Source organism: Achromobacter sp. NCFB-sbj8-Ac1-l, from assembly GCF_052695805.1.
Genome location: NZ_CP199812.1, coordinates 2346582 through 2371632, shown reverse-complemented (window position 1 = coordinate 2371632; position 25051 = coordinate 2346582). Strand labels below are relative to the sequence as shown.

Below are 25051 nucleotides of genomic sequence, written 5' to 3'. Positions count from 1 at the left end.
GCCGGCGGGCGCGGCCCAGGCCGTGCCCGCCCGTCAGGGCTCTTCCGTGTAGCGCTCGACCCGGATATGAAAGCTGGGAATCTGGCTCCATTGCGAACGGGACGACAGCAGGGTTTCTTCGGAACCGAAACCGATCGTGTAGCCCTCCCCCGTGCGCAAATCGCGCCAGAACTGCGGCGGTGTCTGCCAACCGCAGCACTGGAATTGCAGCGGCGGCATGCCGAACTGACGCCGCAGATAGCTTTCGGCCAGCGCGGCTGCGGCGCCGTCCACCCGGTAGCGCGCCACCAGCGGCTTGCCCTGCACACGCATTTCCAGGCGGCAACCCTGGTATTCGATGAAGTCGGGCTTGTCGCCCAACGCGGCCAGGAAATCCTCGCAGCCCGGCGTGGGGGCGGCCTGCGCCAGGGCGGGCGATGGCAGCCACAACGCTGGCAACACCAGGCACGGCCATGCCAGCAAGGCCAGTGGCAGCAACACAACGCGCAACGGACGCAACAGCAATTCGACCAGGGGATTCAAGGACGCCTCGACAGGAACGGGCCGCGGACACTTGCCTTTTCGCCAGAGGGCGCCGCGGGTCGGCGCGCTACGCACGCGCCACCACCGGATTCTGCCACGCCGCGGCGGCGCGTCCCTCTTCGGCCAGGAATTCCACCAGCGCCGGCAGCGACGCGTCCATCGGCCGGTTGGCATGGATGCGCATCACATAGCCCCACGACCCCGGCATGCGCAGGCGCGGCGTCAGCGCCACCAGCCGGCCGCTTGCCAGTTCTTCGTCGATCAGCGGCGCGCGGCCCAGCGCGATGCCCACGCCCGCCGCGGCGGCCGCCACTACCGTGCTCAGGCCCGACAGCACCAGCGGGTCCTGGCCGGCGCTTTCCGGCAGGCCCAGGCGCGGCCGCCAGGTGCGCCAGTCGGTTTCGGGGCTGTCGATGTGCTTTTCTTCCAGCCAGCGATGGCGCGCGAAGACCCCGGGGTCGTCGCGATCCTGCGGCGCCACCAGCGCCGGGCTGCACACCGGCACCACGGTTTCGGTCATCAGTGGAATGTCGCCCGGCGCGGCCAGGTGCGGGCCCAGGGCGCGCACGTGCAGAAAGGCCAGGTCGATGTCCTGCGCCTTCCAGGCCGGGTCCTGGCTGGCGTGCAGGAACACCTGGATGTCGATGTCCGGGTGCAATGCGATGAACCGGCCAATGCGCGGCGCCAGCCACAGCGCCGCCAGCGACGGGTTGGCCGACACGTTCAGGTTGTAGCGGCGCTTGCCCCGCGCGCTGGCCCGCGCATTGCGGCAGGCGGTCTCCAGCAGGGTCAAGGCTTGTTGTACCGACGCCAGCAACGCAGCGCCCGCCTCGGTGGTTTCCGCGCGCCGCACCGTGCCCCCGCGCCGCAGCAGGCTGACGCCCAGGTCGGCTTCCAGCGCCCGCAACTGGTGGCTGACGGCGCTTTTGGTCACGTGCAGTTCAACCGCTGCCCGACTCAGGCTGCCCAGGCGGGCAACGGCTTCAAAGGCGCGCAGGGCGGCCAGCGGCGGCGTGTGGGTAGGCAGATCAGGCATAGGGGTTGAGTTTATCTCAACCCATGATTGAATAACTATCGCTTTTCCGCCGCTGCCGGATGCGTGACCATTCAGGCTTCTGAGGGAGCATTGATATGTATTTCGATTCCAGGCTTTGGCGATTGACCGAAGGCTTGCGCGCCGCCATGGCGGGCGGCATTTTCCTGGGCCTGCTGGCCTTGGCCGCAGGCATCGCCCGCTACGTGTTCCTGGGCCAGCTGCTGGCGCGCGTGTTCGACGGCGCCCCGTGGCAGCAATGGCTGACGCCCGCCCTGTGCGCCGGCGCCATGGTGCTGCTGCGCGCCCTGTTCGACCACCTGCGCACGGTGCAGGCCAACCGCTGCTCGGCCGACGTGCAGCAGGCGCTGCGCGCGCGGCTGTACGACCGCATCGTGGCGCTGGGCCCGGCCTGGTTCGCCAACCAGCGCACCGGCGGCGTCATGCTCACCGTCGTGGACGGTGTCGAGCAGTTGCAGACCTTCTTCGGCCAGTACCTGCCTCAGGTGGCCATCGCCGCGGCCGCGCCGTTCGCCATCTTCGCCGTCATCGCCTTCTGGGACGTGCCCACCGCGTCGGTGTTCCTCGTGGCCGCGCTGTTCGCGCTGTTCGGCCCGATGGCCGTGCACATGCTCGACCGCCGCGCCAGCCTGGCGCGCACCCGTTCGCTGAATGAATTCGGCGAGGAATTCCTGGACGCCGTGCAGGGCCTGCCCACCCTCAAATCCTACGGCCAGGGCAAGGCCTGGGGCGAACGCCTGGCCGCCCGCGCCCGCAAGCTGTCCGACAACACCTTCTGGGTCCTGTCCGTCAGCCTGCTCACCCGCGGCATCAGCGACCTGGGCGTGGCGCTGGGCGCCGCGCTGGCGCTGACCGTCGGCGCCTGGCGCGTGGCGGCTGGCGACATGAGCGTCGAAGCCCTGTTGATCGTGCTGATGGCCGGCACCGAAATCTTCCGCCCGCTGCGCGACCTGCGCTCGGTCCTGCACCGCGGCATGCTCGGCCAGTCCGCCGCACTCAGCATCCATGCGTTGATGGACGCCCGCCCCCTGACCGCCGCGCCCCAGGTCCACGCGGCCACCGCCCCCGCGCGGCTGGACCCCACCATCGAATTCGACAACGTCGCCTTCTCGTACACCCCGGAACGCCACGCCCACCAGGGCCTGTCCTTGCGCATCGCGGCCGGTGAACGCGTCGGCATCGTCGGCCCCAGCGGCGCCGGCAAGTCCACCATCGTGCGCCTGTTGCTGCGCGAATGCGTGCCCCAGGCCGGCGCCATCCGCGTCGGCGGCCACGACGTCAACCAGATCGATACCCAGACGCTGCTCAGCCACATGGCCCTGGTCAGCCAGGACATCACGCTGTTCCACGGCACCATCGACGACAACCTGCGCCTGGGCCGCCCCGACGCCACCCACGAACAGGTGCGCGCCGCTGCGCGTGCCGCCAACATCGACGACTTCATCATGGCGCTGCCGCAAGGCTACGCCACCCGCATCGGCGAACGCGGCCTGCAGCTGTCGGGCGGCCAGCGCCAGCGCGTAGCCATCGCCCGCGCCCTGCTGCGCGACGCCCCCATCCTGATCCTGGACGAAGCGCTCTCGTCCGTCGACACCGAAAACGAAGCCCTGATCCAACAGGCCCTGGACCGCCTCATGGCCGGCCGCACCACCCTCATCCTGGCGCACCGCCTGGCCAGCGTCATCGGCGCCGACCGCTGCCTGGTGCTCGACCAGGGCCGCGTCGTCGAACAAGGCCCCCACGCCGACCTGATGCAGCTGCATGGCCTGTACTACCGCCTGATGCACGAACAGGCCGTCGCCCTGGCCGCCCCGCCGGCCGCCGCCAGCGATTCCCGGCTCGCCCCCACCGACATCGCCCGCGCCCGGACACCCGCCGATGCCGGCGACAACGCAAGCAATGACAGCGGCGGCGGCCAGGGCCCCGCCCTGCGCCCGCTGGACGCCGACGCCGAACAGGTCGGCTGGCGCGCCACGCTCGGCACCCTGCTGTCCGTGGTGCGCCCGTGGCGCGGCACCCTCATCGCCACCATCCTCCTGGGCGTGGCGCGCGTGGCCGCCTTCATCGGCGTAGGCGTGCTGAGCGCCCTCGTCGTCGCCGCCATCCGCGACGGCCGCGACACCGGCGCCCTCATCACCGGCCTGCTCATCGCCGCCCCGCTCGCCGCCCTGTTCCATTGGCTCGAATCCTGGCTCGCCCATGCCATGGCCTATCAACTGCTGGCCGACATGCGCGTCAAGCTCTACGACAAGCTCGAACGCCTGGCCCCCGCCTACCTGCTGCAACGGCGCTCCGGCGACCTCGTCGCCCTGGCCACGCAAGATGTCGAAATGGTCGAGTACTTCTACGCCCACACCATTGCGCCCGCCATCGTCTCGGTCCTGGTGCCCCTGTCCGTCCTGGGTTTCCTGGCCGTCTACAGCTGGCCCGTTGCCCTGGCCCTGCTGCCCTTCCTGGCCTACGCCCTGGTCTCGCCCATCAGCGGCCGCCGCAAGGTCGACGCCCTGGGCGACCGCGCCCGCCACGCCCTGGGCGAAATGAGCGCCCACACCACCGACACCATCCAGGGCCTGGCCGACCTCACCGCCTTCCAGGCCACCGGCCGGCGCCGCGACGAATTCCTCAAGGTCGCCCACCAATACCGCGGCCGCCGCCTGGACATCCTGCGCGACCTCTCGCGCCAGACCGCCTGGTTCGAAGTCGCCATGGGCCTGGGCGGCCTGGCCGTCGCCGTCGTCGGCGCCCTGCAAGTGTCCGCCGGCGCCCTGTCCGCCAGCATGCTGCCCCTGCTGGTCCTCATTGCCCTGGCCACCTTCCTGCCCGTCTCCGAAATCTCGCAGGTCAGCCGCCAGCTGGCCGACACCATCGCCGCCACGCGCCGCCTGCACGTCGTCAACAACGAACCCGAGCCCGTCACCGACGGCCCCCTGCCTCCGCCCGTCGCCCCCCACGGCCTGTCCCTCGCCTTCGACCACGTCCACTTCGCCTACCCCGGCAAGCAACAGGACACCCTGCGCGACCTGACCTTCACCGTCCCCGCCGGCGCCACCGTCGCCATCGTCGGCGCCTCCGGCGCCGGCAAAAGCACCGTCGCCAGCCTGCTCCTGCGTTTCTGGGACCCACGCCAGGGCACCGTCAGACTCGACGGCGTCGACGTCCGCCAGCTCAACCTCGACGGCCTGCGCGAACGCGTCGCCCTGGTGACCCAAGACACCTACCTCTTCAACGACACCCTCGAAGGCAACATCCGCCTGGCCCGCCCCGACGCCAGCCGCGAAGACCTTGCCCGCGCCCTGGACCAGGCCGCGCTCACGTCCTTCGTCGCCACCCTGCCCGACGGCCTGGCCACCCGCGTCGGCGAACGCGGCATGCAACTGTCCGGCGGCCAACGCCAACGCATCTCCATCGCCCGCGCCTTCCTGAAAAACGCCCCCGTCCTGATCCTGGACGAAGCCACCTCGCACCTGGACACCGTGTCCGAAATGCAGGTCCGCGGCGCCCTCGACCTCCTGATGCGCCACCGCACCACCCTGGTCATCGCCCACCGTCTCTCCACCATCCGCGACGCCGACCTGATCCTGGTCCTGGAAAACGGCACCCTCGCCGAAGCCGGCACCCACGACCAACTGCTGCGCAGACAAGGCGCCTACGCCAAACTCGCCAGCCACCAGGGCGCCTACGCGCAGGATCGCAACACGGGCAACGCGGCGTCGATACCAACGTAACTCACCACCACCAAGACAGTGCGTCCCCCTCCCGACGCACCGACCCCCCTGCGCCCAAGAAGGCCGCCCGCGCGGCCGATTTGGGCGACCCCGCAAGACCTTCAGAAGACGGGCAAGCCCCTCAACAAAACGCCAGGCAAACCACCCGCCCCAACGCCCGCAATCGTAGCCCCGCGCTCCCCCATCCCCGCCGCGACGGGCGTCTTCAGAACGCGGCCCCGGCCAGCAAACACCGGCAACCGTTACCGGCAACCGTTAGAAAAACCCCACAGGCCGCCAGTCCCCGGGTTGATTCCCCTACACCATTTCTATAGAATCATCAATCCGGGCCTACGCCCATGTTTTTCCCCTTCACCTACACCTGGGAGGCGCAAGATGACAAATCCGCATACCGCCATCCCGCGCGTATCTCCGCGACGCCATTAAGTAGTCGTCGCCCGCGCGGACCCATCGCCATGCTATTTGGCGACTGGCCCTCCGTGCCCGCCCCAAACCCTTGAACGCAATGCCCGCGCCTCGCTGCGCAGGTCGTATCACCCCCTTTCCCAAAAGGAATCCGGCATCCCCGCGTTGCCGGCCAATCGCAATGAATCGAACAAAAATCGATCTGCGAGGACAAGCCTTCAAGGACGTCCTCGGCTTTACCTTCCGCTATTGGCGCGCCCAGCCCTGGCGCACCGCCGTCATCATCGGCCTGGCATTGCTCTCCGCATTGGCCGACGTCCTCACCCCGCTGTACGCCGGCCGCCTGGTCGACGCCGTCGCCTCCGGCGCCGCGGCCGACGACATGATCTGGGGCGCGGCCATCACCTCGTTCTGGTTGCTGATCGCCCTGGGCATCGGCGGCACCCTGCTGCGCCAGGGTGTCTTCCAGAACATCATCACCTTCACCCTGAAGATGATGAATGAAATGGTGTCCAACGCCTTCTACCGGGTCCAGCGCTTTTCCACCGACTGGCATGCCAACAGCTTTGCCGGCTCGACCGTGCGCAAGATCACTCGCGGCATGTGGGCCGTCGACGTCCTGAACGACACCTTGCTGGTGGCCCTGCTGCCGTCCGTCGTCATGCTCGTCGGCGCCACCGCCCTGCTCGGCGTGCACTGGCCCATCATGGGCCTGGTCGTCGGCCTGGGGTCGGTGCTGTACATCGCCGTCACCGCCACGCTGTCCCTGGGCTACGTCGCGCCGGCCGCGCGGCTGGGCAACGCCTGGGATACGCGCATGGGCGGCGCCCTGGCCGATGCCGTCAGCTGCAACCCGGTCGTCAAGGCCTTCGGCGCCGAAACGCGCGAAGAAACCCGACTGGGCCGCGTCGTCGACAAGTGGCGCCGCCGCACGCGCCGCACCTGGGTCCGCGCCACTATCAACGGTGGCGTCCAGGGCGCGATGCTCGTGGCAATGCAGGCCGGCATCCTGGGCGCATCGCTGTTCCTGTGGTCGCGCAACCAGGCCAGCGTCGGTGACATCACCTTCGCGCTGACCATGTTCTTCATGCTGCAGGGCCATCTGCGCGACGTCGGCATGCACATCCGCAACCTGCAGCGCTCGGTCAACGACATGGAAGAACTGGTGGCGATGGACAGGCACCCCCTGGGGGTGGACGATCGTCCTGGCGCGGGCGCGATCCGCATCGGCGCGGGCGAGATCCGCTTCGAAGACGTCACGTTCCGCTACGGCCGGCACGACACCGCGCTGTACGACCATTTTTCGGCGCGCATCGCCCCGGGCGAACGCGTCGGGCTGGTCGGCCATTCCGGCTCGGGCAAGACCACCTTCATCAAGCTGATCCAGCGCCTGTATGACGTCAACGGCGGCCGCATCACCATCGACGGGCAGGACATCGCCCAGGTGAAGCAGTCGTCGCTGCGCAGCCAGATCGCGATCGTGCAGCAGGAACCGGTGCTGTTCCACCGCACCCTGGCCGAGAACATCGCCTACGCCCGTCCCGGCGCCACGCAGGCCGATATCGAAAAGGCCGCACGGCTGGCCAGCGCGCATGACTTCATCATGGCGCTGCCCAAAGGCTACGAAACGCTGGTCGGCGAACGCGGCGTGAAGCTGTCGGGCGGCGAGCGCCAGCGCGTGGCGATTGCGCGGGCGTTCCTGGCGGACGCGCCCATCCTGATCCTGGACGAGGCCACCTCAAGCCTGGACAGCGAAAGCGAAGTGCTCATCCAGCAGGCCATGGAACGCCTGATGGTCGGCCGCACCACGCTGGTGGTCGCGCACCGCCTGTCGACCGTGCGCGCGCTGGATCGCCTGCTGGTGATGGACCGTGGCCGCATCATCGAAGAAGGCAGCCATGACCAGCTGATCCGTTTGAAGGGCGGCTTGTACCGGCGCCTGTTCGAGCGCCAGGCCCTGGAACTGACCAAGGGCCTGACGCAGGCGGAAATGCTGGCCGATGGCGCCCAGCCCACGCCCGTGAAAACGGATGGCGAGGCCGAGGACCAGGACGAAACGTCCTTTGCCTTCGGCAAGTAATGCGCCGGCAACGCCGCAGATGACAAATGGGCCTGACGTATGTCAGGCCCATTTTTTTGGCCTGAGTTTCAGGCTTTTTTTTGGCCTATTCATCAGGCCCATTCGTCTGGTCCGTTTTATTTGGCCGAGCCGCCCCCTGCGCCTACCGGCTCAAGGTCAGCTTCAAGCCGAACCCGATCAGCGCGGTGCCGAACACCGCGCCCTGCCACTTGCGGACCCGCGGCCGCGCCGCCAGCCAGCGGCCCAGCGCGCCGCCGGCCAGCGGCCCAGCGCGCCGCCGGCCAGCGCGCACAGCACGTCGAAGGTCAGCCCCAGGCTCACCAGCACCACGCCCAGCACCGCGAACTGCTGGCCGATGCTGCCTTGGGCCGGCGACACGAACTGCGGCAGCAGCACCGAGCAGAACAGCAACGCCTTGGGATTGAGCACATTGGTCAGCACGCCGCTCAGCAGCGCCGCGGCCAGGCCCTTCCCGCGCGCGGCGGCCTGCGCCTGGGTCGCCACGTCATACGACAGCGGCCCGGCGCGCAGCAGACGCACGCCCAGCCACACCAGGTAGCAGCCGCCCACCGTGCGCGCCGCGTCGAACGCCCACGGATGCGTCTTGAACAGCGCCGCCAACCCCAGCGCGGCCAGCGTCACGTGGGCGGCGCGGGCTATCGCCAGGCCCACTGCCACGGCCAGGGCCGGTGCCCGGCCCCGCAAGGCGCCGGTTTCGAGCAGCAGGATCATGTCCGGCCCGGGCACCACATAGACCACCAGCAACGCCCCCAGGAACAACGCCATATCGGCCATGACCACCCTCATTTCAACGACTTGGAATGCGGTCATTCTAGGGAATAGGCATCGGCATGTGCCTTCTATTCATGCCACTTGGAGTAGCATTATTGGCATATTTCACCAATAAATATCAACGTACATAAATTCCATGCCAAAACGCGAATTGGACGCCTTCGACCGCCGCATTCTGGAAGCCTTGCAGAAGAACGGCCGCCTGACCAACGTGGAGCTGGCCGAGCAGATCGGCCTGTCGCCGTCGCCCTGCCTGCGGCGGGTGCGCCTGATGGAAGAAGCCGGCGTGATCCAGGGCTACGAGGCGCGGCTGGCGCCCGACGAGGTGGGCCTGGGCCTGACCGTGTTCGTGGGCGTCAAGGTCGAGCGCCATCACGAGCGCGATGCCGCCCAGTTCCGCAAGGAAGTCAGCGCCTTGCCCGAAGTGGTGGCCGCGCACCTGGTGTCGGGCGAGTCCGACTTCCTGTTGCAGGTGGTGGTGCCGGACCTGCGCGCCTACGAGACCTTCCTGCTGGGCACCTTGCTGAAACTGACCGGCGTGAAGGACATCCGCAGCAACTTCGCGATCCAGACCGTCAAGCCGCACGGCCCGTTGCCGCTGGATCATCTGGGGCGCTAGGCGCACAACCGCCTCGGCCGCACCTGCTGGCGGGCCTCAAGCGCCCGCTGGCGCCACAAGCCGCCCAGGGCCTGCAACACTAAAAGAAACCTCGCACAGGCCCTAATCCCGCGGCATCGCCGCCGCGGCGCGCTCGACCGCCGCGCGACGCGTCTCGAAACGCGCCTGGGACATGTCCAGATAGCGCTGCACGATGGCCGGTTCCGACGTCTTGGGCGTGCCGCCCGGAAACGGCGGCTTGGGGTCGTATTCGATCTGCAGCTGGATCTGCTTGGCCACGGCGTCGCCGCACAGCGTGGCCACCACTTTCAGGGCCATGTCGATGCCGGACGTGACGCCACCCGCCGTGAAGAACTTGCCGTCCACGCACAGGCGCTCATCGGTGGGGATCGCGCCGAAATGCGCCAGCAGCTCGCGCGCCCGCCAGTGGCTGGACGCGTGCTTGCCGCGCAGCAGGCCCGCCGCGCCCAACAGCAGCGACCCCGTGCAGATGCCGAACACGTGCCCCGCCGCCAACCCCTGGCGGCGGGTAAAGGCTACCCAGTCCGGATCAACGATGGCATCATCCGTGCCCGGCCCGCCCGGCACCACCAGCAGATCGCACGGCGGCGCGGATGCCAGCGTCTGGGTGGGCACGAACCGCAGGCCGCGATCACTGCGCACCGGCGCAAGCGTTTTTGCGACAAAATCCACGGTAAAACCAGGCGCGGCGGCCAGCACCTCGTACGGCCCCGTCATATCCAGCTGGGTCAGCCCTTCGAACAAGAGAATATTCACATGCATGACGATGCTCCTTCGCAGAATGGAAACGCCAGGGTAGGCGGACGCGCCGGCGAGCGTGCGCCAAATGCACCCGCGATCGCGCCAAAGCGCATTGTGTTCCTGCTGTACGACGGTTTCCAGCCGCTGGACCTGGCCGGCCCGTGGCAGGCCTTCAGCGCCGCCAACGAAGAAGGCGGCGCCCCCTATTACCAATTGGCCACCGTGGCCGCCGCGCCGGTGGTATCCACCTGGGACCAGGGCCTGCGCATGCAGGCCGACGCCACCCTCGGCCATGATGACGATGCGCCGATCGACATGCTGTTCGTGCCCGGCGGCCCCGGCATCGACCAGGCCAGCGCCCACGGCGAAACACTGGCCTGGCTGCGCCGCCGCAGCCCGCAGGCGCGCCGCACGTGCAGCGTCTGCACCGGCGCCTTCCTGCTGGCCTCGGCCGGCCTGCTAGAGGGCCGCCGCGTGACCACGCACTGGCGTTCGGCTGACCGGCTGCGCCAATTGCATCCCGGCCTGCGGGTGGAAGACGACCGCATCTACATCGAAAGCGGCGCCATCTGGACCTCGGCAGGCGTAACCGCCGGCATCGACCTGGCGCTGGCCCTGATCGAACGCGACGTCGGCGCCCAGGTGGCGCAAGACGTGGCGCGGCGCCTGGTCGTGTTCATGCGCAGAAATGGCGACCAGCGCCAGTACAGCCAGTCATTGCGGCTGCAGGACCGCATGGCTGCGCCGTTTCGCGACCTGGTGGAAAAGATCGAAGCCAGCCTGTCGGCGCGCTGGTCGGTGGACGACATGGCGGATGCCTGCCATATGTCGCGCCGCACCTTCCAGCGCAAGTTCGCCGCCCACTTCGGCGTGACGCCGGCCGAAGTGCTGCGCCGGCTGCGGCAGGAACGCGCCGTGGCGTTGCAGGCCTCGGGCAAGGTGTCCGGCAAGACGCTGCGCCACGTCATGGGGCTGGCGCCATGACCGAACGCATCACGCAATCGCCCTGCCCCGAATGCGGCCAGCCCCAAATCGTGGCCGAACAGGGCCTGAGCCTGATCGCGCGTTGCACGGCGTGCGGCTGGATGGTGGCCACGACCAACCCCAACCACCCCTTCCACGACCGTACGCCCTACACGCTGTGGGCGACGCCCGGCGCGCTGGGCACGGCCACCGCCATCGCCCGCCTGTCGGTGGCGCTGGGCATCGGCGTCAAGCGGGCGCGCGACCTGATCACGCAAAACCTGCCGGTAGCCGAAGACCAGCTGGCGCATGAAGTGATCCGGCTGCACCAGTTGCTGTCGCAAGCGGGGTTGGAATTGCGCATCACGCCGGACTTTCCGTGGCCGCTGGACGGCAGCGACGGCACCGGCTGACAGGCCGCCGCCGCCCGGCCCCTACCCCGCCAACCCCACCGACATCCCCCCGCACACGTACAGCACCTGCCCGGTGATGAAGCCCGCGCGCGGGTCCAGGAACCCGGCCACCGCGTGCGCCACGTCTTCGGGCCGGCCGATCCGCCCCACGGGAATGGACGCTTCCAGCGCCACGGTCTTCGGCTCGCCCGGCGGGTTGGACTGATCGAACAGCTCGGTGGCGATGGGCCCGGGCGCCACCGTGTTCACGGTGACGCCGGCCTTGCCCAGTTCCAGCGCCCAGGTGCGGGTCATGCCGACCAGGCCGGACTTGGTCGCGCCATAGACCGAGCGCCCGGGCTTGCCCAGCGCCGCACGGCTGCCGATGTTGACCACCCGGCCGTAGCCCGCCTGGCGCATGCCCGGCAGCAGCGCCTGCATCAGCAGCAGCGGCGCGGTCAGGTTCAACGCCACGGTGCGCGCCAGGTCTTCCTGCGTGACGGATTCGATATCGGCGACCTGGATCATGCCGGCGTTGTTGACCAGGTGCAGCACGGGCTGCGCGGCGACCAGCGCGCCGGCCGCCGCGATGGTGGCCGCGGCATCGCCCAGGTCGACGGACTGGAAGGTCTCGCCGGGCAGGGTTTCGTCGGGTGCGCGGCGGCTGAAGTTGACGACCCGAAAGCCGTCCTGCAGCAAGCGCGCAACGATGGCGCGGCCGATGCCGCGGCTGCCGCCGGTCACCAATGCGATGGGAGAAGGGGTCATTGCGCGGTGATTCCTTTGTCTTTGATGAGGCTGCCCCATTTCTTGCGCTCGTCGCGCTCGAAGGCGGCCAGGTCGGGGCCGAACAACGTACCCGGCCGGGCGCCCAGGGTGGCGAAATTGGTAGCGATGGCCGGACTGGCCAGGCCCGTACGCGCGGCCTCGATCAGTTGCTTGACGACCGCTTCCGGCGTGCCGCGCGGCGCATACAGCGCGAACCAGGCCGTGACGTCAAAGCCCGGCAGGCCGGACTCGGCCACGGTGGGCAGGTCGGGCAGCGACGGGTCGCGCGTGGCCGAGGTGACGGCCACGCCGCGCACCAGGTTGCCGTCCTTGATCTGCGCCAGCGCGCCCGGCAGGTTGTCGAACAGCAGGTCCACCTGACCGCCCGCCACGGCCGGCAGCGACGCCGACGTGCCCTTGAACGGCACGTGCAGCATCGTCACCCCCGCCATCGCCTCGAAATAGGCGCCCGTCAGGTGCACCGACGAGCCGATGCCGGGCGAGGCATAGGTCAGCTTCCTGTCTTTGGATTGCCGGGCCGCCTGGATCACGTCGGCCACGGTCTTGTAGGGCGACTTGGCGCTGACGGCAATGACGTTGGGCGTGGTGGACACCAGCGCGATCGGCACCAGGTCGCGCTCGGGGTCGAACGTCATGTTGGCGTACAGGAATGGGTTGATGCTTTGCGTGCCGATGGTGCCCAGGCCCAGCGTATAGCCGTCGGGCTTGGCGCGGGCCACGTAGGCCATGCCGATGTTGCCGCCGGCGCCGGGCTTGTTCTCGACCAGCACCGTCTGCTTCAGGCCCGGCTGCAGCGCGTTGGCGATGGCGCGGCCGAAGAGGTCCGCGCCGCCGCCCGGCGGATACGGCACGACCACGGTGACGGGATGCTCCGGATAGCCCGCGGCGTGCGCCGCGGACAGGGCCAGCGCAGCCAGGGCGGCCGCAGCCAGCGCCCGCCGCCCGGCACGGCGATGCAGGGAATGCGTCATGGATCTGTCTCCTCGCGAATCCGCTGATCGCGGATTTCTATTGGCTCCGCCGGCGGCGGATTGCCTTTTTTTCCTGCGGTCCGGCATGACGGGCGGCACGCGCGGCCGACAGGTGCTTCCTATAGTACGTAAATACGGACTATATTCACAAGCACACGAAAAACAGACCGGAGACATGCCCATGAAACGCTGGACGCAACGGCCCGAAGGTTCCACCTGGGGCGATTTCGGCCCCGACGACGAGATCGGCCGGCTGAACCTCCTGACCGAGGAAAAGGTGCTGCAAGCCGTGCGCGAGGTCCGCACGGGCAAGGTGTTCTGCCTGTCGCTGCCGCTGGACCTGCCCGGCGGCAACGTGCTGAACCCGCGCCGCCACCCACCGGTGCTCAAGCCCACCTTCCGCGACGGCGCGCCCTACCTGAACTTCGCCATGTCGCGTCTGCAGCCCGAGGCCGTGGATGTGCTGTCGGACGACCAGGTCACGCTCAGCATGCAGTATTCGACCCAATGGGACGGCCTGTGCCACGTCGGCGCGCAGTTCGACATCCAGGGCGATGGCGAGGCCCGCCGCGTCTACTACAACGGCTACGCGGCCGGCGTGGACGTGTTCGGCGGCGACGATGCCGCCCCGGGCGACTGCTGCCCGCCCGGCGGTTCGTATGCGCGCAAGCTCGGCATCCACCGCTACGCCGAAAAAGGCATGCAGGGCCGCGGCGTGCTGGTCGACCTGGCGCGCGCCTTCGGCCCCGGCCGTACGCTCATCGGCCACACCCAGCTGCAGGCGGCGATGCGCGAACAGCAGGTGGTGGTCGAACCGGGCGACATGCTGGTGCTGCGCACCGGCTTTGCCGAGACGCTGGTGGAAATGAACGGCCAGCCCGACCCGCACCGGCTGGAGCAGACCGGCGCGGTGCTGGACGGCGCCGACCCGGCGCTGCTGGGCTGGATCACCGACAGCGGCGTGGCGGCCATCTGCGCCGACAACTACGCGGTGGAAGCCTATCCGGCGCGTACCTCGGGGCCCGGCCATTCGATCCTGCCGCTGCACCATCACTGCCTGTTCAAGCTGGGCGTGCCGCTGGCCGAGCTGTGGTACCTGAAGGCGCTGGCCGACTGGCTGCATACGCAGGGCCGCAACCGCTTTCTCTTGACCGCGCCGCCGCTACGCATGCCCGGCGCCGTCGGTTCGCCCGTCACTCCCATCGCCACGGTGTAAGCCATGACGCAGCCTGTTGCCCCGGCCCCGTTCACAGCCCCGTCCGCCGCCAAGTCCATCGTCACACCCGCCGCGCCGCGCCTGCCCCCGCTCTCCGCCACGTTTTCGCAGCACCTGGACGCCCTGGCCGCGCGCCAGCCCGATGCCCCCGCGCTGATCGACCGCGACCGGCCCGTCAGCCACGCGCAACTGCTCGCCCGCAGCCGCGCCCTGGCCGCCGGCCTGGCGCGCGCCGGCGTGCGGCCCGGCGACCGCGTGGCGGTCTGGCTGCCCAATTGCGCCGCCTGGGTCGAGACCTTCCTGGCCGCCGCCCACCTGGGGGCGCTGGTGCTGGCGGTGAACACACGCTTTCGCGCGCTGGAAGTGGCCGACATCCTGGGCCGCGGCCGCGCCGACTGGCTGGTGTTCTGGCCGGGCTTCAAGGGCATCGACTTCCAGGGCATCCTGAACGACGTCGCGCCCGAGCACCTGGCCCGCCTGCGCGGCGTGGTGGCGGTGGCCGAGGACGCCGGGCCGGACGACGCATCCAACCAGGCGCCCCTGGACGGCCGGCCCCGCCACGCCTACGCCGAACTCCTGGCCTGCCCCGACACCCCGCCGCCCGCCCAACCCAATGCCGGCGTGCTGTGCTTCACCACGTCCGGCACCACCTCGCAGCCCAAGTTCGTGCTGCACGACCAGACGACGCTGCTGCGCCACGGCGCGGCGGTGGCCCGCGCCTTCGGCTACGACGCCCGCACCTGCATCCTGGCCAGCGCGCCGTTCTGCGGCGCCTTCGGCTTTGCCACCCTGGTGGGCGGCCTGGCGCAAGGCGCGCCGGTGGTGTGCGCACCGGTATTCGATGCCGCCGAATCCGCTGCCGCGGTACAGCGCCACCAGGTCACGCATACCTATGCCAACAACGAGGCGCTGGTCGCCATGATGCGCGCCGCCGCGCCCGGCGGCTTCGCCTCGGCGCGGCTGTTCGGCTTTGCCAGCTTCACCCCCGCGCTGGACCACATGCTGGACCTGGCCCGCGAGGCCGGCGTGCCCTTGACCGGCCTGTACGGCTCCAGCGAACTGATCGCCCTGGTGGCCGGCCAGCCGCGTGAGGCCGCCGACGGCGACGTGTCGGCCCGCCACCAGCCCGGGGGCACGCTGGTCAACCCCGACGCCCGGGTGCGGGCACGCGACCCGGCCAGCGGCAAGGTGCTGCCGCACGGCGAATCGGGCGAACTGGAAATCCTGTCGCCCAGCCTGATGCAGGGCTACCTGGACAATCCCGCCGCCACGGCCCGCGCCGCGACCGAAGACGGCTACTTCAAGACGGGCGACCTGGGCTACACGCTGAATCCGCGCCAGTTCGTGTTCCAGACCCGCATGGGCGACTCGCTGCGGCTGTCGGGCTTTCTGGTGAACCCGGTGGAAATCGAACAGGTCGTGGAAACGCTGCCGGGCGTGCGCGCCTGCCAGGTGGTCGGCGCCAGCCGCGACGGCAAGACCGTGCCCTACGCCTTCGTGCTGCTGCACCCCGGCGCGGCGGCCGATGCGGCCGGCTGGACTGCCGCCTGCAAGCAGGCAATGGCCGGCTTCAAGGTGCCCGTGGGCTTTACCGCCCTGGACGCCTTTCCGTCGGTGGAAAGCGCCAATTCGGTGAAAATCCAGAAACACCGATTGCGCGACATGGCCGATGCCCTGCTCGCCGCCCCTCTTTCCCCTTGATTCCGCCGACCCATGCCCGCGCGCAAGCTTTTCTCGCACAGTCCCCAGCCCCTGTACCTGCAGGCGGCCGCGCTATTTCGCAGCCACATCCAGAACCGCACCTGGCGGCCCGGCCAGCAGATTCCGCCGCTGGAATCGCTGATGGACACCTACGGCATTTCGCGGGCCACCATCCGCCAGGCGTTCGGCCTGCTCGAACAGGACGGCCTGATCCGGCGTTCGCGCGGGTCGGGCACCTTCGTCAATGCCGCGCTGCCCGAAACCCCCACGCTGCTGATTCCCAAGACCTGGGCCGAAACCGTGGAACTGAGCAACCAGCTGGGCACCGTGTCGCTGGTGGAATCCAGCGCCGATTCGCCGCTGCCGGACACCCTGGGCATGCCGTGCGAGGCCGACCGCGGTGGCCGCTTCCAGTACCTGCGGCGCGTGCATACCACCGACGCCGGGCCCTTCTGCTACAGCGAGGTGTTCCTGGAAAGCAGCCTGTTTCGCAAGCACCGCGCCCGCATCCAGAAAAGCACCGTGGCACCGGTGCTGGACCAGTTCTACGGCGCCCGCATCAGCGAGGCGCGCCAGGTCCTGAACGTGATCGAGGCGGGCCAGGAATCGGCGGAATCGCTGCAGATTCCCGTGTCGTCCCCCGTCGCCGAACTGCGCCGCTACGCCTGTATCGACGGCCGCGTGGTGTATTTCGCGCGGCTGGAGTTTCCGTTCCGCAAGGTCCGCATGGAGTTCGACCTGCTGACGCAGCGCTAGCCGCGCGCCCCCCATTCAAAAAGGCGCGGCTTAGCCCAAGCGCCTGCCAGCCCCCCGCACGTATCCGGCATAACCATAAATGGAGACAACCATGATCCCGATGCCCCGGATTTCGCAGCAACGCAGCACCCCGCCGCGCCGCCTGTTGGCGCGGCTTGCCCCTTCAGCGGCCCTGCTGGCCGCGGCCCTGGCCTGGGCCGGACCGACTGCCGCCCAGGCCCCGTCCGCCCCCGCCATCTCGGACGACATCGTCCGGCTGGGCCTGATCCTGGACATGGGCGGCGTCTACGCCGACGTGACCGGCAAGGGCAGCGCCACCGCCGCGCAGATGGCCATCGACGACTTCGGCGGCACGGTGCTGGGCAAGAAGATCGACCTGCTGGTGGCTGACCACCAGAACAAGGCCGACATCGCCGCGGCCCGCGCCCGCGAGTGGTACGACACGCAGAAGGTCGACGCCGTGTTGGACGTGGCCGGCTCGGCACCGGCGCTGGCGGTGCTGGAAGTGGCGCGCGAGAAAAAGAAGATCGTGGTCTTCAGCGGCCCCGGCACCGAACGCATCACCAACGACCTGTGCTCGCCGTATTCGGTGCACTACACCTACGACACCTGGTCGCTGGCCAACACCACGGCCCGCGCCATCGTCGACCGGGGCGGCAAGAGCTGGTACTTCCTGACGGCGGACTACGCCTTCGGCCATACGCTGCAGGCCTCGGCCACCGAAGTGGTCAAGGCCCGCGGCGGCACCGTGCTGGGCGCCGCGCGGCATCCGCTGGGGTCCAGCGACTTTGCCTCGTACCTGTTGCAGGCGCAGTCCAGCCGCGCCCAGGTGGTGGGCCTGGCCAACGCGGGCGGCGACACGGTCAACGCCATCAAGGCGGCCAGCGAATTCGGCCTGACCCAGGGCGGCCAGAAGATGGCCGGCCTGCTGCTGTACATCAACGACATCCATGCCATCGGCCTGGACGCGGCCAGCGGCCTGATGCTGACCGAGGCCTTCTACTGGGACATGAACGACCAGACCCGCGCCTGGTCGCAGCGCTATTACGACAAGCTCAAGAAGATGCCCAACATGAGCCAGGCCGGCACTTATTCGTCAGTGATGCACTACCTGAAGGCGGTGCAGGCCGCCGGCACGGACGCGCCGGACGCCGTGATGAAGCAGATGAAGGCCATGCCCATCAACGACTTCTTCGCCACCAACGGCCGCATCCGCGAAGACGGCCGCATGGTGCACGACATGTACCTGTTCGAAGTGAAAAAGCCGTCTGAATCCAAACGGCCCTGGGACTACTACAAGCTGGTGGCCACGGTGCCGGGCGACGAGGCCTTCATGCCGCTGTCCAAGTCCACCTGCCCGCTGGTGAAGGCGGCGGCGAAGTAGCCGGCGCGTTGGCCCGGTCCGCGCGGTCGCGCGGGCCGGGCCGGACCGCAGCGCGTCACGCCTGGCCGGCCCGATCAGGCAGCGCGTCATGCCGGCGCGGCCACCGCCTCTTCCAGCATGTCCAGCCGGTCCTGCCCCCAGAACAGCTCGCCGCGATACACGTACGACGGCGAGCCGAACACGCCCGCCGCCACCGCGGCATCGGTATGCTGGCGGTAGATCTGCCCGGCGTCGGGCCGCTCGGCCGCGGCCAGCAGCGCGTCGGCATCCAGCCCCTGCTGCACGACGATCGCATGCAGCGTGGCCGGCGACGAAATGTCCTGCTCATCACACCATTCGGCCTTCAGGATGGCCTTGTACAGCGCCGCCACCGGCAACCCGGCGCGATCCGCCGCGATGACGATGCGCGAGGCCAGCCCCGCGTCCGGGCACATGAACGCCGGCTTGGGGTTGACGGCAATGCCCAGCCTGCGGCACCAGCGCGCCAGTTCGGCCACGCGGTAGGCCTGGCGTTCAGGCGAACGCTGCCCCAGCAGCACGCCGCCGGTGCGCGAATACACGTCGGGCAGGTCCACCGGCAGGTAGCGGATGCGCGCCTGGTGACGCGCGGCCAGGGCTTCGAGCCGGTCGGCGCCCAGGTAGGCCCAGTCGGAATTCATCCAGAAGTAATAGTCGATCGTCTTCATGTCGTCCTCAGGTTCGCACGCCGGCCGGAACGGCCCGCGCCAGCCGCGCCGGCGTATCGCCACGCATGCGCCAGGCGCTGAACACGGCGATGACCCCCAGCACGCTCAGGTAGGCCACCACGTACTTCGGATCGCCGCCCGCCTTGGCCAGCAGCCAGGTCGCGACGATGGGCGCCAGGCCCCCGCCGATGGCGCCCGACACCTGCACCGCCAGCGAAATGCCCGTGTAGCGCACCTCGGCCGGGAACTGGCTGGAAAACAGCGTGCCCTCCGGGCCGTACAGGCAAGCGTAGACCAATCCCACCGCCAGGCATACCGCCGTGATGATCCAGGCGGTCTGGCCCGTGGCCAGCAGCTGGAAGAACAGCGGCGCGCAGGCCAGGATGCCCACGGCGCCCGCCATGAAGACCCACTTGTGGCCGATCTTGTCGCCCAGCACGCCGAACAACGGCATGGTGAACAGCGCCAGCGCCGCCCCCCAGATGGTGGCGTCCAGCATCACGGAACGTGCAATGCCCAGCGTGCCCGTGGCATAGGCCAGCGAAAACGTCACCACCGTGTAGAACCAGGTCACTTCGGCCAGCCGGGCGCCCACCACCGTCAGCAAAGCGCGCCGGTGGTGCTTGAGCACCACGGCCACCGGCACTTCCACCTTGGCGCCCTGCTCGCGCATCTGCTCGAAGTCCGGCGACTCGGCCACCTTGACGCGGATGAACCAGCCCACCAGCAACAGCACCACGCTGGCCAGGAACGGCAGGCGCCAGCCCCAGGCCAGCATGTCGGCTTCGGGCAGCGCGGCCACCGCCCCCATCGCCAGCGACGACAGGATCAGCCCCGGCGCCACGCCCGCCTGCGGCAGGCTGCCGAAAAAGCCCTTCTTGCCTTCGGGCGCATGCTCGACGGCCATCAGCACCGCCCCGCCCCACTCGCCGCCCACCGCGATGCCCTGCAGGAAACGCATCAGCACCAGCAGCACCGCGGCCCAGTAGCCGATCTGCTCGTACGAGGGAATCAGCCCGATCAGGATGGTGGGCACGCCCATCAGCAGCAGCGTGATCAGCAGCATGGACTTGCGCCCGATCCTGTCGCCGTAATGGCCAAAGATGACGCCGCCCAGCGGCCGCGCGAAAAAGCCCACCGAATAGGTGGCAAAGGCCGCCAGCGTGCCCGTCAGCGGGTCGAACGATGGAAAGAAGATCTTGTTGAAGATCAGCGCGGCGGCCGTGCCGTACAGGAAAAAGTCGTACCACTCGATGGTAGTGCCCATCATGCTGGCCAGGCCGGCCGTGACGTAGTCGCGGCGTGAGCGCGCGCGTGGTGTCTTGGACGTCATCTTCGTGACTCCCCTTGAAATGTTCGTATGGAAAACAGCGCTTAACGGCCGGGCAGCGGCAACGGCGCAATGCCGTGCGTCTGGCGGCACCAGTAGTCGAACGTGGCGCGCACGATGGACGGTTTGAGCAGATAGTCGTGCGCTTCGCGCGCCAAGGCGTCGTCCACCGGCGTCAGCGGGCCGAAGGCCTGCGCCCGGATCTGCATGCGCGCGGCACGTTCCAGGTAGACCGACAGATAGGTCGCTTCCTCACAGCTGGCGCCCGCCGTCAGGTAGCCGTGGTGCGCCAGGATGATGGCGCGCTTGGCGCCCAGCGCGGCCGAGATGATCACGCCTTCCTGGTCGGCGATGGGCACCCCGGGCCACTCGCCCAGGAACGCGCAGTCGTCGTGCAGCGGCGTCATGTCCATCTGCGAGATCACCAGCGGCTGGCGCGCCGCCGCCAGCGCCGAGGCCCACGGCGAATGCGTGTGGATGATCGAGCGCACGTCGGGCCGGGCCTCGTACACCCACAGGTGAAAGCGCGTGGCCGGATTGGCCATGCCATCGCCGGTCAGCGTATTCAGGTCGCGGTCGACCTCGATGAAGTCGGCGGGGGTGGCCTCGTCGAACCCCAGGCCGAAGCGCAGCGTCCAGTAGGCGCCCGGGCGCTCGGACCGCACGCTGATCTGGCCGGCCAGGCCGGCTTCCTGCTCGGTCATCGCCAGGATGCGGCAGGCGTAGGCCATGGTCTCCTGGGGGGTGCGCGGCACGGCGCGCAGGTGCTGCGCCATCTCTTGGGTGGCGCGGGTGTCGAAATAGGCTTTTTCGCGCAAGGCGTTGTCCATGCTGTCTCCTGTCATGGCGGACGGCGCGGACGGACCCCGCGCCATGGGAAGCAGTATGGAAACCTTGGCGGCATCAAGCCATGCAGCGTGGGTCATAGCAGGTATTCGGCGGCCGTCGAGGGCCGGCCAGCGGCAGGATCTGCCCCCGCCACCCTACCCCCGCGCGATGCGGCGCGCGCAGCCCAGCAGTTCACCCACCAGCGGCAGCGGTTCGCGCTGGGCCAGGGTGATGGCCACCACCCGGCGGCGCAGCACCGGGCTGGCAATGGCCACCTTGCGCAATTCATAGTCGGCCAGCAGTTTTTCGGGAATGCGCGACGGCAGGATACAGGCTCCCACCCCCGACGACACCAGCTTGAGCATGGCGTCGATGGTCTCGGCTTCGGCCACGAATTCCGGTTGCAGGCCGGCGCTGTGGATCATCTTGCGCAGCGCATAGTGCGGCGGAAAACCCACCAGCCGCAGGGCCATGGCGCCCAGGTCGACGCTGTCGGCCACGTCCACGCCACGCCGCACGATCAGGCACATGTCGTCGTCGAACAGCGGCGTGGACGCCAGCGCATCGGAGGCCACCGCGGCGTCATAGACAAAGCCGATGTCGGCCTTGCCGCTTTCCACCAGCGCCACCACCTCGGGCGAGCTGCGGCCCATGACCGACAGGTTGACGTGCTCGCGGCTGCTGACGAACTGCGCCACGACCTCGGCCATGAAGTAGTAGCTGAGCGTATGCACCGTGGCCAGCCGCACCGAGCCCTGCGTCACGCCTTCGCGCTGGCGCACGGCCTCCAGCGTCTGGTCGATGCTGCGATAGGCGGGCACGATGCCGTCCAGCAGGCGCGTGCCGGCTTCGGTCAGCTCGACCCCGCGGCCCGTGCGCACGAACAGCGGCTTGCCCACGTGCGCTTCCAGCGCGGCCAGCTGGCGGCTCAGGCCCGATTGCGTCTGGTCCAGGTCTTCGGCCGCGCGCGACAGCGACTTCAATTCCGCGATCCGCAAGAAATAACGTAGTTGGCGGTCCATGCTTTCCCCTGCGAGGCCCTGCGGCAAGCCTCGTCTTTATCGATTGCGCTCGAGACGGCGCGGCTGACAGTGTGCCCCAAGGCACGCGGCGCCACTATCGGGATTTCCATTGATCGGTGATAAATTGTCGGACTCGACAAGGAGCCCCGCATGGCCAAATTGCAACGTGACGCCGTCATCGCCAGCGCGCTGGAACTGCTGGACGAGGTGGGCGTGGACGGCCTCACCACCCGCAAGCTGGCCGAGCGCCTGGGGGTGCAACAGCCGGCGCTGTATTGGCATTTCAAGAGCAAGCAGGCGCTGCTGGACGCGCTGGCCGAGGTCATGCTGCGCGACCACATGCAAGCCATGCCGACGCCCGGCGGCCCCTGGAAGGAATTCCTGCTGGCCAACGCGCGCAGCTTTCGCCGCGCACTGCTGGCCCATCGCGACGGCGCCCGCATTCACGCCGGCACCCGGCCCGCCGAACCGCAGTACGAACGCGTGCAAGCCCAGCTGAACCTGTTGTGTGATGCCGGCTTCACACCGCTGCGCGCGGCCAATGCGCTGCAGGTGATCGGCCACTACGTGGTGGGTTCGGTGATGGAGCAGCAGGCCTTTGACGCCGCCGCGCCCGATCGCGCCCAACCGCCCAGCCCGCCGCCGGCCCTGGCCCGCGCCATGAAGGCGCTGGACAAGCAAGGCCCCGACGCCACCTTCGAATTCGGCCTGGCGATGATGCTGGACGGGCTGGCGCCGGGCTAGGCCTGCCCGACGATCCTGCCCGGGCTGCCCCCCCCCCAACGACCCGCCCGTCGCCGCCCCCGCGCCCCACGCATTCTGGAGTTCCCATGCAACCCTCCCCCCAACGCCCCATCGCCGCCACCATCGCCGCCGTCATCCGCGACGGCCACGTGCTGCTGGTGCAGCGCGCCAACCCGCCCGACCAGCATCGCTGGGCTTTTCCCGGCGGCAAGATCGATGCCGGCGAACGCCTGGAAGACGCGGCCGCGCGCGAGCTGTTCGAAGAATGCGGCGTGCGCGCCAAGCCGTTGAGGGTGTTCGATGCCGTCGACGTGTTCGACCACGACGACCGCGGCGCGCTGCGCCGGCACTACATCCTGATTGCGGTGCTGTGCCAATGGCAGTCCGGCGAACCCGTGGCCGGCGACGACGCGCAGGATGCGCGCTGGGTGCCGCTGGCCGACCTGGACGGCCAGGCGCTGGCGACCAGCTTCGGCGTGGCGGCGATTGCGCACAAGGCCGCGGCGCTGATGGCCCAGGCCGGCAAGGCGCGCTAGCGCCGGCGCCCCCATCCTGGCCTTCCCGTCCTACTGCCAAACAAGCGATCCACGCCCATGTTCGACCCCTACCTGTCCCGCTGGAACCTCGTGCCCGACGGCGCGCCCATCACCACGCCCGCCGCGCGGCTGCTGCCGGTACGCCAGGCCGGCGTGCCCGCCATGCTGAAGGTGTCGGTCGAGGAAGACGAGCGCCAGGGCGGTGTGCTGATGACCTGGTGGGACGGCCAGGGCGCGGCCCGGGTGCTGGCGCATGACGCGGACGCCATCCTGCTCGAACGCGCCACCGGCGCGCGTTCGCTGGCCGCCTATGCCCGCACCGGGCGCGACGACGACGCCACCCGCATCATCTGCGGCGTGCTGCGCGATCTGCACGCGCCGCGCGCCAAGCCGCTGCCGCCGCTGCGGCCCCTGCGCGAATGGTTCGTCGAGCTGTGGCCGATGGCGCAGGCGCGTGGCGGCCTTCTGGCCCACAGTGCCCGCCACGCCCGCGCGCTGCTCGACGATCCGCAAGACCAGGTCGTGTTGCACGGCGACGTGCATCACGACAACATCCTGGATTTCGGCGAGCGCGGCTGGCTGGTCATCGACCCCAAGCGGCTCTATGGCGAACGCGGGTTCGACTACGCCAACGTGTTCTGCAACCCAGACCTGGCCGACCCGAACCCGGCGGTCGCCATCGTGCCGGGCTGCTTCGAGCGGCGCCTGGACATCATGGTCGACGAATCGGGCCTGGACCGCCGCCGCCTGCTGCAATGGGTGGTGGCCTGGTGCGGCCTGTCGGCCGCGTGGTTCCTGGGCGACGGCGACGATGCGGCCATCGACCTGAACATCGCCGCGCAAGCGCTGGCGCTGCTGGAAGGCTAGCGGGTTCGCGCCACGAAGATCGGCCAGCCAGCCTAGTTCCAATCCCCCCGCTACGTCGGCGCAATCTGCTCCAGATAGCGCGTGGGCGACACCCCCATCAGATTGCGGAACATATACACGAACGCGCTGGCGCTGGCATAGCCCAGCGCGCGCGCCACGCTCACCACCGACTGGCCCTGCAACAGCCTGCAGATGCCTTCGTCGATGCGCACCTGCAAACGCCAGTGGTGAAACGTCATGCCCGTCTCGTCCTTCATGCGGCGTGCCAGCGTGCGGGCGCTGGCCCCCATGCGCTCGCCCCACTGTTCCAGCGTGTCGTCATTGCCCGGCGTTTGCAGCACGGCGGCGCAGACCTTGCGCAGGCGGCGATCGAACGGCAGCGGCAGCTGGCGGTGCTGGCGCTCGGTGCCGGCCAGCAGGTTGAGCAGCAGTTCGGCGCTCAGGCGCTGCACCGGGCCGTGACGCGCGACCGGCTGGTTCAGCGCCAGGATCAGTTCGCGCATCAGCGGCGCCACGTCCAGCGCGCAGGTGTCTTTCCAGAGCCAGGGCGCCGCGTCCGGCGCGATGAAGGCCGAACGCATGGTGACCTGGCCCACCATGCGCACCTCGTGGGCCACGCCCGGCGGAATCCACAGCGCGCGCATCGGCGCCAGCAGCCAGGCGCCGTCTTCGGTCATGACGCGCATGATGCCGGTGGGCGAATACATCAGCTGGATGCGTTCGTGCGAATGCGGCTCCTGGCGCTGGCCGTCTTCATAGTGAAACGAGCGTGCCACCACGGGTGGCGCCTCGACGGGAAACTCTCGCATTGACGGTTTTTCGATAGCAATGGATCAAACGACGCGCAGGCAGACAGTTATGTCCGTTTTTCGACATTTTCTGTCCGGCGTTCGGGGAACTTGCTTTT

Annotated in this window: 23 protein-coding genes; 12 read left to right on the top strand and 11 right to left on the bottom strand. The window is 69.2% G+C overall.

The annotated features are described in order from the left end of the window. Positions 1 to 33: 33 nt before the first annotated feature. On the bottom strand, positions 34 to 522 hold the full coding sequence (locus ACUDP5_RS10910) for a DUF4952 domain-containing protein (RefSeq protein WP_263911849.1): 489 nt from the start codon (positions 520 to 522) through the stop codon (positions 34 to 36). A 67-nt stretch (positions 523 to 589) separates the two neighbouring features. After that, the gene (locus ACUDP5_RS10905) at positions 590 to 1558 is read right to left on the bottom strand and encodes a LysR substrate-binding domain-containing protein (protein ID WP_263911847.1); all 969 of its coding nucleotides are present in this window, start codon (positions 1556 to 1558) and stop codon (positions 590 to 592) included. A gap of 95 nt (positions 1559 to 1653) precedes the next feature. Between ACUDP5_RS10905 and ACUDP5_RS10900 the strand changes: the two genes are divergently transcribed. Together ACUDP5_RS10900 and ACUDP5_RS10895 are read left to right on the top strand one after the other, a co-directional pair. Beyond that, positions 1654 to 5301, top strand: a complete 3648-nt coding sequence (locus ACUDP5_RS10900; protein ID WP_445658748.1) for an ABC transporter ATP-binding protein/permease — start codon at positions 1654 to 1656, stop codon at positions 5299 to 5301. 586 nt (positions 5302 to 5887) lie between these two features. Continuing rightward, positions 5888 to 7786 carry an ABC transporter ATP-binding protein/permease gene (locus ACUDP5_RS10895; RefSeq protein ID WP_263911844.1) on the top strand — a complete coding sequence of 633 codons (1899 nt, stop codon included), beginning with the start codon at positions 5888 to 5890 and terminating at the stop codon, positions 7784 to 7786. Between the two features lie 177 nt (positions 7787 to 7963). On the opposite strand, the gene ACUDP5_RS10890 is transcribed toward ACUDP5_RS10895, so the two are convergent. Then, positions 7964 to 8617, bottom strand: a complete 654-nt coding sequence (locus ACUDP5_RS10890; RefSeq protein ID WP_445658747.1) for a LysE family translocator — start codon at positions 8615 to 8617, stop codon at positions 7964 to 7966. Between the two features lie 97 nt (positions 8618 to 8714). On the opposite strand from ACUDP5_RS10890, the gene ACUDP5_RS10885 reads away from it, so the two are divergent. After that, positions 8715 to 9197 (top strand): Lrp/AsnC family transcriptional regulator, encoded by a 483-nt coding sequence (locus tag ACUDP5_RS10885; protein WP_263911841.1) that lies wholly within the window; start codon positions 8715 to 8717, stop codon positions 9195 to 9197. A gap of 102 nt (positions 9198 to 9299) precedes the next feature. Here the strand turns inward: ACUDP5_RS10885 and ACUDP5_RS10880 are convergent, their stop codons facing one another. Next, positions 9300 to 9980 carry a DJ-1/PfpI family protein gene (locus ACUDP5_RS10880; RefSeq protein WP_263911839.1) on the bottom strand — a complete coding sequence of 227 codons (681 nt, stop codon included), beginning with the start codon at positions 9978 to 9980 and terminating at the stop codon, positions 9300 to 9302. Between the two features lie 90 nt (positions 9981 to 10070). On the opposite strand from ACUDP5_RS10880, the gene ACUDP5_RS10875 reads away from it, so the two are divergent. After that, a complete protein-coding gene (locus ACUDP5_RS10875; RefSeq protein ID WP_263912036.1) occupies positions 10071 to 10943 on the top strand; it encodes an AraC family transcriptional regulator in 873 nt (290 codons plus the stop codon). Then, positions 10940 to 11335 carry a hypothetical protein gene (locus ACUDP5_RS10870; protein ID WP_263911838.1) on the top strand — a complete coding sequence of 132 codons (396 nt, stop codon included), beginning with the start codon at positions 10940 to 10942 and terminating at the stop codon, positions 11333 to 11335. Before ACUDP5_RS10875 ends, ACUDP5_RS10870 begins: the two co-directional genes overlap by 4 nt. A gap of 21 nt (positions 11336 to 11356) precedes the next feature. Here ACUDP5_RS10870 and ACUDP5_RS10865 read toward each other — a convergent pair whose 3' ends face one another. Next, entirely contained in the window at positions 11357 to 12082 is a 726-nt protein-coding gene (locus ACUDP5_RS10865) for an SDR family oxidoreductase (protein WP_263911836.1), read from the bottom strand. Continuing rightward, complete coding sequence (locus tag ACUDP5_RS10860; protein ID WP_445658746.1) at positions 12079 to 13074, bottom strand: Bug family tripartite tricarboxylate transporter substrate binding protein; 996 nt, start codon at positions 13072 to 13074, stop codon at positions 12079 to 12081. The genes ACUDP5_RS10865 and ACUDP5_RS10860 overlap by 4 nt, the downstream gene beginning before the upstream one ends. Positions 13075 to 13255: 181 nt before the next feature. On the opposite strand from ACUDP5_RS10860, the gene ACUDP5_RS10855 reads away from it, so the two are divergent. The 4 genes from ACUDP5_RS10855 to ACUDP5_RS10840 all read left to right on the top strand — a co-directional run bounded on the left by ACUDP5_RS10855 (position 13256) and on the right by ACUDP5_RS10840 (position 18131). Then, entirely contained in the window at positions 13256 to 14290 is a 1035-nt protein-coding gene (locus ACUDP5_RS10855) for a cyclase family protein (RefSeq protein ID WP_445658745.1), read from the top strand. A gap of 3 nt (positions 14291 to 14293) precedes the next feature. Further along, positions 14294 to 15991 carry an AMP-binding protein gene (locus ACUDP5_RS10850; RefSeq protein ID WP_445658744.1) on the top strand — a complete coding sequence of 566 codons (1698 nt, stop codon included), beginning with the start codon at positions 14294 to 14296 and terminating at the stop codon, positions 15989 to 15991. Positions 15992 to 16003: 12 nt separating this feature from the next. Then, positions 16004 to 16747 carry a GntR family transcriptional regulator gene (locus ACUDP5_RS10845; RefSeq protein WP_025140991.1) on the top strand — a complete coding sequence of 248 codons (744 nt, stop codon included), beginning with the start codon at positions 16004 to 16006 and terminating at the stop codon, positions 16745 to 16747. Positions 16748 to 16847: 100 nt separating this feature from the next. Then, positions 16848 to 18131 carry an ABC transporter substrate-binding protein gene (locus ACUDP5_RS10840; protein ID WP_445659151.1) on the top strand — a complete coding sequence of 428 codons (1284 nt, stop codon included), beginning with the start codon at positions 16848 to 16850 and terminating at the stop codon, positions 18129 to 18131. 86 nt (positions 18132 to 18217) lie between these two features. Here the strand turns inward: ACUDP5_RS10840 and ACUDP5_RS10835 are convergent, their stop codons facing one another. The 4 genes from ACUDP5_RS10835 to ACUDP5_RS10820 form a co-directional block, all read right to left on the bottom strand. Continuing rightward, on the bottom strand, positions 18218 to 18817 hold the full coding sequence (locus ACUDP5_RS10835; RefSeq protein ID WP_263911828.1) for a 2-hydroxychromene-2-carboxylate isomerase: 600 nt from the start codon (positions 18815 to 18817) through the stop codon (positions 18218 to 18220). A 7-nt stretch (positions 18818 to 18824) separates the two neighbouring features. Then, entirely contained in the window at positions 18825 to 20150 is a 1326-nt protein-coding gene (locus ACUDP5_RS10830) for an MHS family MFS transporter (RefSeq protein ID WP_263911826.1), read from the bottom strand. A 41-nt stretch (positions 20151 to 20191) separates the two neighbouring features. After that, entirely contained in the window at positions 20192 to 20977 is a 786-nt protein-coding gene (locus ACUDP5_RS10825) for an aldolase (RefSeq protein WP_263911824.1), read from the bottom strand. A gap of 153 nt (positions 20978 to 21130) precedes the next feature. After that, a complete protein-coding gene (locus ACUDP5_RS10820; protein ID WP_445658743.1) occupies positions 21131 to 21997 on the bottom strand; it encodes a LysR family transcriptional regulator in 867 nt (288 codons plus the stop codon). A 150-nt stretch (positions 21998 to 22147) separates the two neighbouring features. On the opposite strand from ACUDP5_RS10820, the gene tetR reads away from it, so the two are divergent. From tetR to ACUDP5_RS10805, 3 genes are all read left to right on the top strand, one after another. Then, the gene (gene tetR, locus ACUDP5_RS10815; RefSeq protein WP_445658742.1) at positions 22148 to 22741 is read left to right on the top strand and encodes a tetracycline resistance transcriptional repressor TetR; all 594 of its coding nucleotides are present in this window, start codon (positions 22148 to 22150) and stop codon (positions 22739 to 22741) included. A gap of 86 nt (positions 22742 to 22827) precedes the next feature. Beyond that, a complete protein-coding gene (locus ACUDP5_RS10810; RefSeq protein ID WP_445658741.1) occupies positions 22828 to 23277 on the top strand; it encodes an NUDIX hydrolase in 450 nt (149 codons plus the stop codon). A gap of 57 nt (positions 23278 to 23334) precedes the next feature. Then, the gene (locus tag ACUDP5_RS10805) at positions 23335 to 24144 is read left to right on the top strand and encodes an aminoglycoside phosphotransferase family protein (protein ID WP_445658740.1); all 810 of its coding nucleotides are present in this window, start codon (positions 23335 to 23337) and stop codon (positions 24142 to 24144) included. 50 nt (positions 24145 to 24194) lie between these two features. Here ACUDP5_RS10805 and ACUDP5_RS10800 read toward each other — a convergent pair whose 3' ends face one another. Continuing rightward, positions 24195 to 24953, bottom strand: coding sequence for an AraC family transcriptional regulator (locus tag ACUDP5_RS10800; RefSeq protein ID WP_263911817.1), 759 nt, complete (start codon positions 24951 to 24953; stop codon positions 24195 to 24197). Positions 24954 to 25051: the final 98 nt, after the last annotated feature.

What these genes read in the sequence shown, in the direction of transcription:
- ACUDP5_RS10905 (WP_263911847.1), bottom strand. Translation starts at nt 1,558, where the DNA reads ATGCCTGATCTGCCTACCCACACGCCGCCGCTGGCCGCCCTGCGCGCC.
- ACUDP5_RS10900 (WP_445658748.1), top strand. Translation starts at nt 1,654, where the DNA reads ATGTATTTCGATTCCAGGCTTTGGCGATTGACCGAAGGCTTGCGCGCC.
- ACUDP5_RS10895 (WP_263911844.1), top strand. Translation starts at nt 5,888, where the DNA reads ATGAATCGAACAAAAATCGATCTGCGAGGACAAGCCTTCAAGGACGTC.
- ACUDP5_RS10890 (WP_445658747.1), bottom strand. Translation starts at nt 8,617, where the DNA reads ATGACCGCATTCCAAGTCGTTGAAATGAGGGTGGTCATGGCCGATATG.
- ACUDP5_RS10885 (WP_263911841.1), top strand. Translation starts at nt 8,715, where the DNA reads ATGCCAAAACGCGAATTGGACGCCTTCGACCGCCGCATTCTGGAAGCC.
- ACUDP5_RS10880 (WP_263911839.1), bottom strand. Translation starts at nt 9,980, where the DNA reads ATGCATGTGAATATTCTCTTGTTCGAAGGGCTGACCCAGCTGGATATG.
- ACUDP5_RS10870 (WP_263911838.1), top strand. Translation starts at nt 10,940, where the DNA reads ATGACCGAACGCATCACGCAATCGCCCTGCCCCGAATGCGGCCAGCCC.
- ACUDP5_RS10865 (WP_263911836.1), bottom strand. Translation starts at nt 12,082, where the DNA reads ATGACCCCTTCTCCCATCGCATTGGTGACCGGCGGCAGCCGCGGCATC.
- ACUDP5_RS10860 (WP_445658746.1), bottom strand. Translation starts at nt 13,074, where the DNA reads ATGACGCATTCCCTGCATCGCCGTGCCGGGCGGCGGGCGCTGGCTGCG.
- ACUDP5_RS10855 (WP_445658745.1), top strand. Translation starts at nt 13,256, where the DNA reads ATGAAACGCTGGACGCAACGGCCCGAAGGTTCCACCTGGGGCGATTTC.
- ACUDP5_RS10850 (WP_445658744.1), top strand. Translation starts at nt 14,294, where the DNA reads ATGACGCAGCCTGTTGCCCCGGCCCCGTTCACAGCCCCGTCCGCCGCC.
- ACUDP5_RS10845 (WP_025140991.1), top strand. Translation starts at nt 16,004, where the DNA reads ATGCCCGCGCGCAAGCTTTTCTCGCACAGTCCCCAGCCCCTGTACCTG.
- ACUDP5_RS10840 (WP_445659151.1), top strand. Translation starts at nt 16,848, where the DNA reads ATGCCCCGGATTTCGCAGCAACGCAGCACCCCGCCGCGCCGCCTGTTG.
- ACUDP5_RS10835 (WP_263911828.1), bottom strand. Translation starts at nt 18,817, where the DNA reads ATGAAGACGATCGACTATTACTTCTGGATGAATTCCGACTGGGCCTAC.
- ACUDP5_RS10830 (WP_263911826.1), bottom strand. Translation starts at nt 20,150, where the DNA reads ATGACGTCCAAGACACCACGCGCGCGCTCACGCCGCGACTACGTCACG.
- ACUDP5_RS10825 (WP_263911824.1), bottom strand. Translation starts at nt 20,977, where the DNA reads ATGGACAACGCCTTGCGCGAAAAAGCCTATTTCGACACCCGCGCCACC.
- ACUDP5_RS10820 (WP_445658743.1), bottom strand. Translation starts at nt 21,997, where the DNA reads ATGGACCGCCAACTACGTTATTTCTTGCGGATCGCGGAATTGAAGTCG.
- tetR (WP_445658742.1), top strand. Translation starts at nt 22,148, where the DNA reads ATGGCCAAATTGCAACGTGACGCCGTCATCGCCAGCGCGCTGGAACTG.
- ACUDP5_RS10810 (WP_445658741.1), top strand. Translation starts at nt 22,828, where the DNA reads ATGCAACCCTCCCCCCAACGCCCCATCGCCGCCACCATCGCCGCCGTC.
- ACUDP5_RS10805 (WP_445658740.1), top strand. Translation starts at nt 23,335, where the DNA reads ATGTTCGACCCCTACCTGTCCCGCTGGAACCTCGTGCCCGACGGCGCG.
- ACUDP5_RS10800 (WP_263911817.1), bottom strand. Translation starts at nt 24,953, where the DNA reads ATGCGAGAGTTTCCCGTCGAGGCGCCACCCGTGGTGGCACGCTCGTTT.